The following is a 12,908-nucleotide window of genomic DNA, read 5'->3' on the forward strand; positions in this document are numbered from 1 at the left end:
CGCCTCACCTCGCCGAGAGGTCGAGCTCCCAGGTCTCGCCGACCAGGTCCTGCCCGAAGGAGTGGTGGCGCTCCGTGGCGACGAGCCTGAAGCCCTGCGCCGCGTAGATGGCGCGGGCGGCGTGCAGGATATCGTTGGTCCACAGCACCATGCGCCGATAGCCCGCGGCGCGCGCGAAGCCGATCGCCTCCGCCACCAGCCGCTTGCCGAGGCCCAGCCCCTGCGCGCGCTTCTCGACGAGGACGAGCCGGAGCTTCGCCGTCTGCTCATCGGCCTCGACGACGAAGGCCGACCCGGCCGGGCTGCCCTCGAGATCGGCGATGAAACAGCGTTCGCGGCCCGGCTTGAACTCGCGCAGGAATCGGGCGGCGATCTCGGCCACGAGCGCCTCGAAGCCGATGTCCCAGCCATAATCCTGCGCATAGAGCCGGCCATGGGCCCCGATCACCCAGCCCATGTCGCCGGGACGGTGCTCGCGGATCGCGATTGCCCGTTCGGCCCGCCCGCCTGCGAGCAGCGCCTCGGTATCGGCGAGCGCCGCGACCAGCCGCTCGCTCTCCGGCGCGGAGAGGCGCTCGAGGATGGCCTCCGCCTGCGCCCGCGAAGCGCTCTCCAGCGTTCCGAAGACCGCCCGCCCCTGCTCGGTCAATGCGAGGCCAAAGGCGCGACCATCCGCCTGCGAGCGCTGCCGGACGAGCCATCGCTTGCCCTCGAAGCGCTTCAGGATGCGGGAAAGATAGGCGGGGTCGAGCGCGAGCGCCTGCGCCAGCTCCCCGGCCCGCCAGTCGTCGCGCTGAGCCAGCTCGTAGAGCACCCGCGCCTCCGTCAGCGTGAAGCCCGAGCCATGCAGGTTGCCGCCGAGCGCGCCGACCCCGCGCGTGTGGAAGCGGTTGAAACGGCGGATCGCCGCGACCGCCGGTGGTTCGTTGTCCGCCATGCCGCGGCCCTCCCACGCCAGGGCATCGTATATAGTGGACGGAGTCAATCAAATTGAGAGACCCGGCTTGGCCGCATGTTGACGCTCGCTTAACGCCTCTCTGGCGCAATCGCGCTTTGATGTTTCGCGGCGCGCTCATGCAGGTCGATCTTCTCGCCGGGACGGGCTACCGCCCACTGGCTCTTCCCCGCACCCAGCCGACCCTTCTCGTCTTCGATTCCGGATTGGGCGGGCTCACGGTCCTTGCGCGGCTGACGCAGGCCTGTCCCCACGCCAATATCGTCTACGCCGCCGACGATGCCGGCTTTCCCTATGGCCGGCTGAGCGAAGCCGAACTCGTGGCGCGGACGCTGGCCGTGATGGAGCGGCTGGTCGAGCGCTTCCATCCCGATCTTGCGGTCATCGCCTGCAACACCGCCTCGACCTTGGTCCTGCCGGCGTTGCGGGCTCGCTTCGGCATCCCCTTCGTCGGCACCGTGCCCGCGATCAAGCCCGGAGCCATGGCGACGCGCAGCGGGCTGATCTCCGTTCTGGCGACGCCCGGCACCGTTGCACGCGACTACACCCGCGAATTGATCGGGACCTATGCCACCGCCCACCACGTCACCCTGGTGGGCGCGACGCGTCTCGCCGGCCTCGCGGAGAGCGCGCTGAAGGGGGAGCCGGTCGATGACGAGGTCGTGCGCGCCGAGATCGCGCCCTGCTTCATCGAGGCTCACGGCCGGCGCACCGATGTCGTCACGCTCTCCTGCACGCATTACCCGCTGCTGCTGGAGCGGATGAAGCGCCTCGCACCCTGGCCCGTGACCTGGATCGACCCGGCCCCGGCCATCGCCCGCCGCGTGGCCGACCTTCTCGGCCCGGCGGCCCCGCTGCTCCCGCCCGAATCCACCGCCGTCTTCACCAGCGGCGGCGGATTGAGCGCCCCCTTGCGCATCGCGCTGGCGGGCTACGGCCTCGCCCAGGTCACGATCGAGCCGATCCCGCTGGCCGCCTGAGGCCCTCTCCCTTGGGACAGTCTGCCGGCGATCGCGCCCTCGCCACCGCCATCGCGGCGACCGACCGGTCCAGGCACGGTCCTTTGCCGGATTTGACTTCGCGAGTGGCTTGCGCCATATCGCCCTCCAGTCGCGCGGCTCCTTACGGGGCCGCGTGACTTTTTCCGCACCCGCGATCCGCTCTCCTTCGGGAGCCGGATCTGTCGCCCCGGCCCGATGCCGGGGAGCAGGAGGGCGCGGTCCTCACCTCGCGAACCTGAGAGGACACGCGACATGTCGAAGCGCCATGAGGCGAAATACAAGATTGACCGCCGCCTCGGTCAGAACATCTGGGGCCGCCCGAAGTCCCCGGTCAACCGCCGCGAATACGGCCCCGGCCAGCACGGCCAGCGCCGCAAGGGCAAGCCGTCCGACTTCGGCACGCAGCTGCGCGCCAAGCAGAAGCTGAAGGGCTATTACGGCTCGATCTCCGAGAAGCAGTTCCGCCGCTACTACGCCGAGGCGATCCGCCTGAAGGGCGACTCGGGCGAGAACCTGATCGGCCTGCTCGAGCGCCGCCTGGACGCGGTGATCTACCGCGCCAAGTTCGTGCCGACTGTCTTCGCCGCCCGCCAGTTCGTCAACCACGGCCACATCACCGTGAACGGCAAGCGCGTCAACATCGCCTCCTACCAGGTCAAGCCGGGCGACGTGATCGCGGTCAAGGAGAGCTCGCGCCAGCTCGCCATCGTCATCGAGTCGGCCGCTCTCGCCGAGCGTGACGTGCCGGACTACATCGACGCCGACCACACCAAGTTCTCCGCCACCTACACCCGCACGCCGACGCTGACGGACGTGCCCTATGCGGTGCAGATGGAACCGAACCTGGTCATCGAGTTCTACTCGCGCTGATCGAACGCAGGCGGGCCAAAAGGCCCGCCTGCCAGAGATATCCAAGGGGATGGCGAGCAATCGCCGTCCCCTTTCGCTTTCGCAGGCGGGCCTTCGGCGCACTTTCGGCTTGGCTGTTGAGCCTTTGCTTCGGCCGTCATACGCTCCCGATGCACAGCTCTCGAAACTGCGTAGGCTACTGCTCTCTATTTTCCTGTCGTACCCTGTAGATGAACCCGCACGACCGAGGTGTCGATCAGCTGGTGGGTTCACCCTTCTTCGCTTTCCGGACACTCCCTGCAATTTCTTCTGGAGAAACTGGAATGGTCAGTGGGAGACCTGCGATGTTATGGGCAACTCTCACTGCGATCTCTTCTTGGATGAGGTTGAGCATTTCGGGCGGTATCGGATCGTCTCCCGCAAAACCATAGCGGGCGCAAACGCGGTCTACGATCCGGCCAACAGCGCGCGCTCCTATGATGCGATAGTAGGACTCCATCATCGCGACGGAGCGGCGACGGTATTCGTCGGTCTCGAAGCTCGGCACTGCCAGCCAATCCGCATCCAGAAGACTTCCAACTTTATCTGCCTTGTCGGACCAGATTTTCGGATCAAGCGGATTGTTGGCGAGACTGACGGTTTTACAGGGGGCCGCGCCACCTTCCGCAAGCACGACCTGAAACCCAAGGAGGTTGTAGACAGTAAAGTGCCCTACCACCTTGCCACGCGCGTCGCTGGTTACACCGACGAAGTTAAACAGCGGGCCGTACGCTTTTTCGACCTCGTCCGCGCGGGCTAACGGGCGGCTATCTAAGAAGGTTCTCGCACTCAGAAAATCCGCGCTTCCATTGCGGATGAAACTACGGACCTCATCATACTCCGGTTTCTGCGCCTCCTCATTCCCGAGCGTTCTTCCCCATAGCAGCAAGCAGGCTTTCGCAACCGCCCGCATGGCACCCTCGCCGCCCAATGAGTATTTGTGACTGATTATGCCGGGTCGATCCTGAGTATCGGTGAACTGAGCGCCGGCAAGTTGCTCGCGCAGTCTATCCTCCGCGATCCCCGTCTTTGCCACGATATGCGGGATTACTGCTTCTAGCTCATCCAAGCTCTGGACGTTAATCGCCACACGGAACTGCCCGCCACCCAACTCCTCAACGGTGAATGGCCTTCCTGCCAACGTGACCCTGCCGTTCCCTAACAGGTTGATCTTTCGGTTTCCTGCTTGGACTTTGTAGAGGGACGGGGCGTCCCGGCCGTCTCCTGAGACCATCTCAAATAGGTTGCGGACTAAAGTGAATTGCTCGGCCAGTTCCCGGTCAATCGTGCCGCCCAGCTTATTATTGCACATCGCGCAGGACAGCGTTTTGGTCTTCGCTTTCCCGCCAAAGGCGTTGAGCAGAATATGCTCCCAGCTCCCCCGGCCCTGAAGGACCTCTCGGCAGAAGATGCAGTGCAGGCTGTTCCTCACTAGCGCCCCCAACAAGGAACATACAAAGAAGATCAGGCCGGGGCTGGAGTCAATACAGGTGACGGAGTCGGTCACCGAGAGCAACTGTTTCCTGTATCAGGTCGCGAATACAGGCCTGTTCGGCTCTTGAGGCTGCCCAACGACCTTTCGACGCTGCTCTGCCGCTGGGCCTGCTACTAGCGGATCTGAAGAATCCGCTAGTGCTACTGACGCCCCCGCCCAGTTGCAGGCCCCACCCCGCCGGTCCATGGTTGGAACCGCTCCAACCTGAGGCGTTCCCCGCATGCTCCTGCTGATTCTCGGCCTCGTCCTGTTTCTCGGCATGCACGCCGTCACGATGAAGCGCGATTTGCGCGCAAGGCTGATCGAGCGGTTCGGCGCGGGCGGCTACAAGGGGCTGTATTCGGCCGTCTCCATCATCGGCTTCGGGCTGCTGATCTATGGCTACGGCCTCCAGCGCGCGGCCGGCTATACGGTCGTCTGGGAGCCGCCGGTCTGGACGCGGCATCTGGCGCTGCTGCTCAACCTGCCGATCTTCATCCTGCTGGCCGTCGGCAAGCGGCCCTCCTGGCTCCTGTCGCGCGTCAAGCACCCGATGCTGCTGGCGGTGAAGATCTGGGCCACCGCCCATCTCCTCGCCAATGGCGATCTCGGCAGCATGCTCCTGTTTGGCGGCTTCCTCGCCTGGGCGGTGATGGCACGCATCTCGGTGAAGCGCCGCCCGGAGGAGATCGCGCGCTTGGCGGCGATGGGCCCGGTCGCCTTCGGCCGCCGCGACGTGATCGCGATCGTCGCGGGGCTCGCGCTCTATGTCGTCTTCGCGCTCTGGCTCCACCCGCTGCTGATCGGCGTGCCGGTCATCACCCGCGGCTGAACCGGCCGGCAGCCGGGCGCGGGCGCAGCCCTCGCCTCACAGATGCGAGCCGACCTCGTCGCGGAAGCAATAGCAGCCGATGCACAGGCATCCGATCAGGATCGATATCGTGTACGGCCCGAAAAGGGACAGAACGAAGACGGAGCCGATGAAGGCTCTCATCCCCCAGGTCAACCAGTGCTGCTTCATGCTTCGCCCTCGCATCGCAGTTCCTGACGAGACGTAAACAGGAAGGCGTGAATCCAAACTGAATCGTTATGGTGAATCGCGAAAAGCCAACGCGTTCCGCCCCTTGCCGTACATTGCGGAATCGGGATGGGAGCCGGTGCTTTCCTGTTCCCACTCCTGCCTCAATGCCGTAGCGTCATAGCCGCCCGTGGTTCTCCGAGAGAGATTCGCATGACCAAGACCCTGCTGCTCGCCCTCGCGCTCTCCTGCTCGGCGAGCTTCGCCTATGCCCAGAGCTGTTCCGTCCAGGCCGGCGACAAGAAGCTGGCCGGGGCCGCCAAGACGAGTTTCCTGACCAAGTGCCAGAAGGACGCGACCGCCTCCTGCGACAAGCAGGCGGCCGACAGGAAGCTCGCCGGCGCGGCCAAGACCAGCTTCACCAAGAAATGCGTCAACGACGCGGTCGGCGGCTGAACGCCCCGCCTCCTCTCCCGCGACGACGGGCACGGCCGCCTCAATCGGCCGTGCTGCTCTCCCAGGTGGCATGGCTGACGCCGGGCAGCCCGGAGATGCGGTCGACGACCTGATCCAGCTCCTTGCGGGCAATCGCGGTGCTGATCAGCTTGGCGACGATCTCGACGGACTCCTCGCCGCGCTCCTGCGTGGTCACGTCGCTCACCGGATATTGCGCCGCCTCGAGATACTCCACCAGGGTCTCGCGCACCTGCGCCAGCGCGGAAGCGCTCGTCGTGACGACGACCTCGTAGGTCGCCTCCAGCGCCTGTTCGTTGAGCGGGATGCGATTGATCGCGTTGACGAGCGGCCGCAGCAGCGTGTTGCCAGCAATCACGAAGAGCGTGATCAGCGCGCCTTCCGCCACCATGTCCGCACCCGTGCAGGCGCCCACGGCAGCCGAGCACCAGAGCGTCGCGGCGGTGTTGAGGCCGCGGACGTTCATGCCCTCCTTCATGATCACGCCGGCGCCGAGAAAGCCGATGCCGGAGACCACATAGGCGATGACGCGGATCGCGCCATCGGCATGGCCCAGCCGCATCGCGAGATCGACGAAGGCGGCTGCCCCGACCGCCACCAGCACCGCGGTGCGCAGGCCGGCCGTGCGCTGGCGATACTGCCGCTCGGCCCCGATCAGCATGCCCAGCACGAAGGCGGACGCGAGGCTGACGACGGAATCGAGGAAGGGGTAGAGGTCGAAGGTCTGGATGAAGCGCATGGCCGCCGGCTCGCGTTGCGGGCGGTCCTTCGCATGAAGGCCCGCTCCCGACAAGCAGCCGGAAACGGGCCTCGTTGCGTCACAGGGCTAAGGGCTGCGAGCAGCCGGCCTCAGCTTACTCGTCGTCGTCGCCGCCGAACCGGCCCGGTCCGTCTGGCCCGCCGCGACGATTATCCCGGCGATCGTCGCGCCAGTGGCGCGGACCGCGATCGCCGTCATGGTCACCCCGGTCCCAGCGTCCGTGCCAGGCCCGCATCTCGCGCATGCGCTCGCGCCCCTGGCCCATCGCCTCGCGCACCGAGCGGCGCAGCACCGTCTTCTGCTCGTCGCTGAGCGTCGACCAGAGCGGGCGAACCGCATCGGCGAGCTCCTTGGCGTGAGCAGCCCGGTCGCCCAGCCTTTGCGCGCGCGCTTCGATGCGCTCCATCAGGTCGGCGTGCCGCAGGCGCTCGCGCATCTCGCGCATCGCCTCCCAGCGATTGCCGCCTTCCGTGGAGCGCTGCCGGATCAAGGCCTCCAGCCGGTCCCAGGATGCAACCTGTTCGGGCTTCAGCTTGAGTTCCTCGCGGACGCGGCCGAGCCGCTCGTCGAGGCGCGCCTTCATCCGCTCGACGCGCTGCTGGCGCCAGTCGTCGCGGCGCTGCTCGCGGCTCTCGGTCTGCTCCGGCTTGCGGTCGCCGCCAGCCGGCGGAATCGGCTGCGGCTGGGCGAGGGCGAAGGTCCCCGTCAACGCCACGATGGACGAGGCTGCAATGAGCGCGATGCGTTTCATGGACATCTCCTGTGAGGACGATCCGAATTCGCCCGGACGGGTCTCGAAGCCGATCGGCGATGAAGCCACCATCGCCTGCTGCCCGTGACCCCCGAATGGCCCGAGGATGAAAAGATCGTAATGTGAAGCCTAACGTGCCCGGCACGATTCGGTTCGGCTTCGGATCCCGCTCATGCGCAATCTCCTCACAGATGTCCGCGGCGTCAGCGTCGGCAACGCCCATGATACGGCCGCGGCCACGGGTGTCACCGCCATCCTCTTCGACAGGCCGACCACGGCCTCGGCCGCCGTGCTCGGCGGCGGCCCCGGCACCCGCGACACCGCCTTGCTCGAGCCGGAGATGACGGTGGAGCACATCGACGCCATCGTCCTCTCCGGCGGCTCGGCCTGGGGCTTGAGCGCGGCGGACGGCGCGATGAGCTGGCTCGCGAGCCAGGGCCGCGGCTTCCCGGTCGCCGGCCACCGCATTCCCATCGTGCCGCAGGCGATCCTGTTCGATCTCGCCAATGGCGGCGACAAGAGCTGGGCGGCCGGAACCCGTGAATCGCCCTATCGCCGGCTCGGCGCCGAGGCTGCAGCAACCGCCGCCACGGAATTCGCGCTCGGCACCGCCGGCGCCGGCTTCGGCGCCACCACCGTCAACCTCAAGGGCGGGCTCGGCTCCGCCAGCGCGCGGGCCGCGACAGGCCAGATGGTCGGCGCGGTGGTCGCGGTCAACGCGGTCGGCAGCGCCACCATCGGCGACGGCCCGCATTTCTGGGCGGCGCCCTACGAGCAGGACGGCGAGTTCGGCGGGCGCGGCTGGCCGGAAAAGATCAGCCCTGACGATCTTGCCCTGCGCTTCAAGGGCGGCACCGGCCAGAACACGACGATCGCGCTGGTCGCCACCGACGCGGTCCTCACGAAGGCACAGGCCAAGCGGCTGGCGCTCGCCGCCCATGACGGGCTCGGCCGGGCGCTTCGCCCCGCCCACGCCCCGCTCGACGGCGACATCGTCTTCGCCGCCGCGACCGGCTATAGCGGCGCGCCATCCGACGCCTTCGCGCTGACCGAGCTTTGCGCGACGGCGGCCGATGTTCTCGCCCGCGCGGTGGCCCGGGGCATCCATGCGGCGACGGCCCTGCCTTTCGCCCGCGCGCTGCCATCCTGGCAGGATCGCTTCGGCGACTGAACCCGCCGGCCGGGCCCTTCCGCCAAGCCACAAGCGGAATTCCCCTCCGCGATCCGATCGGCTAAGGCTGCGGCATGTCGACCGACGATTTCCTTGCCCGTTTCGGCTCGCCCGGCGCGCGCCAGCCAGACCCCGTTGCCGCCGCCCAGCAGGCGATGCGCAATCCCCTTCCCGCCCGCTTCTACAAGGAAGCCGGGGTCATCGAGCGCGACGGCCTGCACCACGTCGCCCTCGACGGCCGCACGGCCAAGACCCCCGCTCGCAAGGCCCTTGCCGTCGCCTCCCGCTCCGTCGCCGAGGCCCTGGCGGCAGAGTGGCAGGCGCAGGCCGAGAGGATCGACCCCGCCGCGATGCCGCTGACCCGGCTGGTCAACTCGGCACTCGATGGCGTCGTCGAGCAGGAGGCGGCGGTTCGCGCCGAGATCCTCCGCTATGCCGGCTCCGACGCGCTCTGCTACCGCGCCGGCGAGCCGGAGGCGCTGGTCGAGCGCCAGAACGCCGTCTGGCAACCGATCCTGGGGGCGGTCGAGAGCCTGGTCGGCGCCCGCTTCCTGCTGTCGGAGGGGATCGTCTTCGTCGAGCAGCCGGCCGGCACCCTCGATGCCGTCGCCCGGAAGGTGGCCGGGATTTCCGCACCCATCGCCCTCGCCGGAGCTCACAACGTCATGACACTGACCGGCTCGGCCGTGCTGATGCTGGCTCTGGCGAACGGGCTGATCGATCCCGACGCCACCTGGAGCGCCGCCCATCTGGATGAGGACTACCAGATCGAGGTCTGGGGCCAGGACGAGGAGGCGGCCGAGCGCCGCGCCATCCGCCGGCGGGAATTCGACGCCGCCGTGCTGTTGTTGGCCCAAGGCTAGGCATCGGCCCAAGGCTAGGCATCGGCCCAAGGATAGGCATCGGCCAAAGGCGAGATCGCCAGTTCGCGTCCGACAGGACGCAAGGCGACTAGCCGAAAGCCGCACAGGCCGGACGTGGACAGGCGCGCCGGCCCCGCTTAATCCGGATGAACGATCCGTAGCCGGGGTTAAGCGCCATGAAAGATGTTCTCGAGCAGCTCGAATCCCGCCGCGAGGGGGCCCGCAAGGGCGGCGGCGAGAAGCGCATCGCGGCGCAGCACCAACGCGGCAAGCTGACGGCGCGCGAGCGGATCGAACTCCTGCTCGACAGGGACTCCTTCGAGGAGTTCGACATGTTCGTGCAGCATCGCTGCGTCGATTTCGGCATGGAGAAGGCCGAGAAGATTCCCGGCGACGGCGTCGTCACCGGCTGGGGCACGGTCAACGGCCGCACCGTCTTCGTCTTTTCCAAGGACTTCACCGTCTTCGGCGGCTCGCTCTCCGAGACCCACGCCCAGAAGATCATCAAGATCCAGGACATGGCGCTGAAGATGCGCGCGCCCATCGTCGGCCTGTTCGATGCCGGCGGCGCCCGCATCCAGGAGGGCGTGGCGGCGCTCGGCGGCTATGGCGAGGTCTTCAAGCGCAACGTGATGGCCTCCGGCGTCATCCCCCAGATTTCGGTGATCATGGGCCCCTGTGCCGGCGGCGACGTCTATTCGCCGGCGATGACCGACTTCATCTTCATGGTCCGCGACACCTCTTACATGTTCGTCACCGGCCCGGAGGTGGTGAAGACCGTCACCAACGAGACCGTCACCTCCGAGGAACTGGGCGGCGCCAAGGTCCACACCAGCAAGTCCTCGGTCGCCGACGGCTCCTTCGAGAACGACGTCGAGGCGCTGCTGCAGGTCCGCCGCCTGATCGACTTCCTGCCCGCCAACAACACGGTCGGCGTCCCGGAATGGCCGTCTTTCGACGTGCCGGACCGTGTTGATATGAGCCTCGACACGCTCGTCCCCGACAATCCCAACAAGCCCTACGACATCAAGGAACTGATCCTGAAGACGGTGGACGAGGGCGACTTCTTCGAGATCCAGGCGGCCTATGCCGGCAACATCGTCACCGGCTTCGGGCGCATCGAGGGCCGCACGGTCGGCATCGTCGCCAACCAGCCGATGGTGCTGGCCGGCGTGCTCGACTCCGACGCCTCCCGCAAGGCCGCCCGCTTCGTGCGCTATTGCGACGCCTTCGAGATCCCGATCGTGACCTTCGTCGACGTTCCCGGCTTCCTGCCCGGCACGGCGCAGGAATATGGCGGCCTGATCAAGCACGGCGCCAAGCTGCTCTACGCCTACAGCGAATGCACAGTGCCGCTCGTCACGATCATCACCCGCAAGGCCTTCGGCGGCGCCTATGACGTGATGGCCTCCAAGCATGTCGGCGCCGATGTGAACTACGCCTGGCCGACGGCCCAGATTGCAGTGATGGGCGCCAAGGGCGCTGTCGAGATCATCTTCCGCGGCGGCGAGCCTGAGACCATCGCGCGCCAGACCAAGGAATACGAGGACCGCTTCATGTCGCCTTTCGTGGCGGCCGAGCGCGGCTATGTCGACGAGGTCATCATGCCGCACGGAACCCGTAAGCGCATCGCCCGCGCACTCGCCATGCTCCGCACCAAGAGCGTCGAACGCCCCTGGCGCAAGCACGACAACATTCCGCTGTGAGACGGGCGTTCGAGAGCCTTGCATCTGCACCGGGGGTCCCGGGGCCCTGACCTGAGGAGCCGCGCAGCGGCACCTCAGGATGCTGCAGGAGGCTCCGAAACCATCCGGGAGCCCCTTTCGATGTGCTCCTGCGGCGAAGGGCAAGGGCATCCCGCCGGCGTCGCACCCAGCGAGGTCAAGAGGAAAAAGCCGAACAGCCAATTCAGTTCTTACTTGTAATATTTCAAATATAGACTGCGACAATACGTTCGCCGTGACAGACTTGCCATAGATTCAGGCGGCTCTATTGAAGAGCCCGCTCCTGCTATTTTGGCATTACCCCATTGCTACGCCCCATCACCATTGCGGTCTTCGCCGCCGTCATCGGCCTGTGGTGGCTGGCCGGCCATTTGGGCTGGGTCAGCGCCTTCCTGTTGCCCGCCCCCGCCACGGTCGCCGACACGATGGGCGATCTGATCGCTTCCGGCGAACTCGCCCGGCACAGCCTCGTCAGCCTCAGGCGCGTCTCGCTCGGCTATGCGTTCGCGATCACTCTTGCCGTGCCGCTGGCATTGCTCTTCGTGCTGAGCCGGCCGCTTCGCGCCACGTTCGAACCGCTGCTCGAATTCCTGCGCCAGATCCCGCCGCTCGCCCTGATGCCGCTGCTGATGCTCTGGCTCGGAATCGGCGAGACCCAAAAGATCGGCATCATCGTCCTCTCCTGCTTCTTTCCGATCTTCCTGGGCGTGCGCGGCGGTTTCGCCGCGGTTGACCGCAAATTGATCGATGTCGGCACCGTCTGCGGCTTCGCGCGCCCCGAGATCATGCTGCGGATCGTCCTGCCATCAGCCCTGCCGGCCATCGTCGTCGGCCTGCGCATCGGGCTCGGCTATAGCTGGCGTGCGCTCGTCGGCGCCGAGCTGATCGCCTCCTCCGCCGGCCTTGGCTACATGATCGTCGACGCCGAGAACCTCGCCCGCACCGACATCGTGCTCGCCGGCATCCTGGTCATCGGCGCGCTCGGGCTGGCGGCCGACCTGCTGCTGCGACTCGCGATCCGCACGCTCGCGCCCTGGCTCGCCGGCGACCTGGAGATGGCCCGTGCTTGAACTTGTCGGCATAGGGCGCCGCTATCGCGTCGATGGCGGCGAGGTCAGGGCGCTGGCCGACATCGACCTCGTCTTGCCGAAGGGCTCCTTCACCGCCCTCGTCGGCCGCAGCGGCTGCGGCAAGACCACGCTGCTGCGCATTCTTGCCGGGCTGGAGTCACCGAGCGAGGGGGAGATCAGGCGCCCCGCGCAGGCCGGGCCGCTGCGCATCGGCGTCGTCTTCCAGGAGGCGCGACTGATGCCCTGGCTGGACGTGCGCGGCAATGTCGGCTTTGGCCTGCACGGGCGGCTGCCCAGGCACGAGACCGCGGCACGCTGCACGGCCGCGCTGGACCTGGTCGGGCTCTCAGCCTTCGCCGGAGCGATGCCAGGCCAGCTCTCCGGCGGCATGGCCCAGCGCGTTGCCATCGCGCGCGCCCTCGTCCTCGAACCTGAAGTGTTGCTGCTCGACGAACCCTTCGCCGCGCTTGACGCCTTCACCCGCCGCGCCATGCAGAACGAACTCGTCGGCATCTGGCAGCGCCGGAAGCCCACGGTCGTCTTCGTCACCCATGATGTCGAGGAGGCGGTGCTGCTTGGCGAGCGAGTGCTCGAAATGCAGGCCGGCCGCATCGTCGGCCGCGAGAACATCGAGCTCCCCTACCCGCGCGACCCGACCGCGCCGGAGGCCAACCGCTACCGCCGAACGATCCTCGCCCGGTTGATGGCCGACCCGGCCGCCGCCCGGCCTGAACCCGCCGCTCTTTCCTAGGAGAACCC

Annotated in this window: 14 protein-coding genes; 9 read left to right on the forward strand and 5 right to left on the reverse strand. The window is 67.2% G+C overall.

Annotated features, from left to right (window positions below; all coding sequences use genetic code 11):
* Window positions 1–4 precede the first annotated feature (4 nt).
* Window positions 5–937, reverse strand: coding sequence for a bifunctional helix-turn-helix transcriptional regulator/GNAT family N-acetyltransferase (locus BW981_RS05015; protein WP_076436910.1), 933 nt, complete (start codon window positions 935–937; stop codon window positions 5–7).
* A 137-nt stretch (window positions 938–1,074) separates the two neighbouring features.
* Between BW981_RS05015 and murI the strand changes: the two genes are divergently transcribed.
* Together murI and rpsD are read left to right on the forward strand one after the other, a co-directional pair.
* On the forward strand, window positions 1,075–1,935 hold the full coding sequence (gene murI / locus BW981_RS05020) for a glutamate racemase (RefSeq protein WP_076437721.1): 861 nt from the start codon (window positions 1,075–1,077) through the stop codon (window positions 1,933–1,935).
* A 273-nt stretch (window positions 1,936–2,208) separates the two neighbouring features.
* On the forward strand, window positions 2,209–2,826 hold the full coding sequence (gene rpsD / locus BW981_RS05025) for a 30S ribosomal protein S4 (RefSeq protein ID WP_076436912.1): 618 nt from the start codon (window positions 2,209–2,211) through the stop codon (window positions 2,824–2,826).
* A gap of 235 nt (window positions 2,827–3,061) precedes the next feature.
* On the opposite strand, the gene BW981_RS05030 is transcribed toward rpsD, so the two are convergent.
* Entirely contained in the window at window positions 3,062–4,351 is a 1,290-nt protein-coding gene (locus BW981_RS05030; RefSeq protein WP_175624052.1) for an HNH endonuclease, read from the reverse strand.
* Window positions 4,352–4,559: 208 nt separating this feature from the next.
* Between BW981_RS05030 and BW981_RS05035 the strand changes: the two genes are divergently transcribed.
* On the forward strand, window positions 4,560–5,150 hold the full coding sequence (locus BW981_RS05035; protein WP_076436916.1) for an NnrU family protein: 591 nt from the start codon (window positions 4,560–4,562) through the stop codon (window positions 5,148–5,150).
* Between the two features lie 36 nt (window positions 5,151–5,186).
* Here the strand turns inward: BW981_RS05035 and BW981_RS22960 are convergent, their stop codons facing one another.
* A complete protein-coding gene (locus BW981_RS22960) occupies window positions 5,187–5,339 on the reverse strand; it encodes a hypothetical protein (RefSeq protein WP_175624053.1) in 153 nt (50 codons plus the stop codon).
* A 210-nt stretch (window positions 5,340–5,549) separates the two neighbouring features.
* Between BW981_RS22960 and BW981_RS05040 the strand changes: the two genes are divergently transcribed.
* Complete coding sequence (locus BW981_RS05040; protein ID WP_076436918.1) at window positions 5,550–5,792, forward strand: hypothetical protein; 243 nt, start codon at window positions 5,550–5,552, stop codon at window positions 5,790–5,792.
* 40 nt (window positions 5,793–5,832) lie between these two features.
* On the opposite strand, the gene BW981_RS05045 is transcribed toward BW981_RS05040, so the two are convergent.
* Together BW981_RS05045 and BW981_RS05050 are read right to left on the reverse strand one after the other, a co-directional pair.
* Complete coding sequence (locus BW981_RS05045) at window positions 5,833–6,549, reverse strand: MgtC/SapB family protein (RefSeq protein ID WP_076436919.1); 717 nt, start codon at window positions 6,547–6,549, stop codon at window positions 5,833–5,835.
* 115 nt (window positions 6,550–6,664) lie between these two features.
* Window positions 6,665–7,321 carry a Spy/CpxP family protein refolding chaperone gene (locus BW981_RS05050; RefSeq protein WP_076436921.1) on the reverse strand — a complete coding sequence of 219 codons (657 nt, stop codon included), beginning with the start codon at window positions 7,319–7,321 and terminating at the stop codon, window positions 6,665–6,667.
* A 172-nt stretch (window positions 7,322–7,493) separates the two neighbouring features.
* Here BW981_RS05050 and BW981_RS05055 point away from each other — a divergent pair, with 172 nt between their 5' ends.
* From BW981_RS05055 to BW981_RS05075, 5 genes are all read left to right on the forward strand, one after another.
* A complete protein-coding gene (locus BW981_RS05055; RefSeq protein ID WP_076436923.1) occupies window positions 7,494–8,492 on the forward strand; it encodes a P1 family peptidase in 999 nt (332 codons plus the stop codon).
* Between the two features lie 74 nt (window positions 8,493–8,566).
* Window positions 8,567–9,355, forward strand: coding sequence for an ATP12 family chaperone protein (locus BW981_RS05060; RefSeq protein WP_076436925.1), 789 nt, complete (start codon window positions 8,567–8,569; stop codon window positions 9,353–9,355).
* Between the two features lie 176 nt (window positions 9,356–9,531).
* Window positions 9,532–11,061 (forward strand): acyl-CoA carboxylase subunit beta, encoded by a 1,530-nt coding sequence (locus BW981_RS05065; RefSeq protein WP_076436926.1) that lies wholly within the window; start codon window positions 9,532–9,534, stop codon window positions 11,059–11,061.
* A gap of 323 nt (window positions 11,062–11,384) precedes the next feature.
* Window positions 11,385–12,149: an ABC transporter permease gene (locus tag BW981_RS05070; protein ID WP_244560230.1), complete on the forward strand. Its 765-nt coding sequence runs from the start codon at window positions 11,385–11,387 to the stop codon at window positions 12,147–12,149.
* Entirely contained in the window at window positions 12,142–12,900 is a 759-nt protein-coding gene (locus BW981_RS05075) for an ABC transporter ATP-binding protein (protein ID WP_076436930.1), read from the forward strand. The genes BW981_RS05070 and BW981_RS05075 overlap by 8 nt, the downstream gene beginning before the upstream one ends.
* Window positions 12,901–12,908 lie beyond the last annotated feature (8 nt).

Origin of the sequence: Allobosea sp. TND4EK4, assembly GCF_900156025.1 — a bacterium.
In the GTDB taxonomy this organism is placed as follows: Bacteria; Pseudomonadota; Alphaproteobacteria; order Rhizobiales; family Beijerinckiaceae; genus Allobosea.

Bases quoted from the DNA above. Each gene is read 5' to 3' on its own strand.
- BW981_RS05015 (WP_076436910.1), bottom strand. From the start codon at position 937: ATGGCGGACAACGAACCACCGGCGGTCGCGGCGATCCGCCGTTTCAAC.
- murI (WP_076437721.1), top strand. From the start codon at position 1,075: ATGCAGGTCGATCTTCTCGCCGGGACGGGCTACCGCCCACTGGCTCTT.
- rpsD (WP_076436912.1), top strand. From the start codon at position 2,209: ATGTCGAAGCGCCATGAGGCGAAATACAAGATTGACCGCCGCCTCGGT.
- BW981_RS05035 (WP_076436916.1), top strand. From the start codon at position 4,560: ATGCTCCTGCTGATTCTCGGCCTCGTCCTGTTTCTCGGCATGCACGCC.
- BW981_RS22960 (WP_175624053.1), bottom strand. From the start codon at position 5,339: ATGAAGCAGCACTGGTTGACCTGGGGGATGAGAGCCTTCATCGGCTCC.
- BW981_RS05040 (WP_076436918.1), top strand. From the start codon at position 5,550: ATGACCAAGACCCTGCTGCTCGCCCTCGCGCTCTCCTGCTCGGCGAGC.
- BW981_RS05045 (WP_076436919.1), bottom strand. From the start codon at position 6,549: ATGCGCTTCATCCAGACCTTCGACCTCTACCCCTTCCTCGATTCCGTC.
- BW981_RS05050 (WP_076436921.1), bottom strand. From the start codon at position 7,321: ATGAAACGCATCGCGCTCATTGCAGCCTCGTCCATCGTGGCGTTGACG.
- BW981_RS05055 (WP_076436923.1), top strand. From the start codon at position 7,494: ATGCGCAATCTCCTCACAGATGTCCGCGGCGTCAGCGTCGGCAACGCC.
- BW981_RS05060 (WP_076436925.1), top strand. From the start codon at position 8,567: ATGTCGACCGACGATTTCCTTGCCCGTTTCGGCTCGCCCGGCGCGCGC.
- BW981_RS05065 (WP_076436926.1), top strand. From the start codon at position 9,532: ATGAAAGATGTTCTCGAGCAGCTCGAATCCCGCCGCGAGGGGGCCCGC.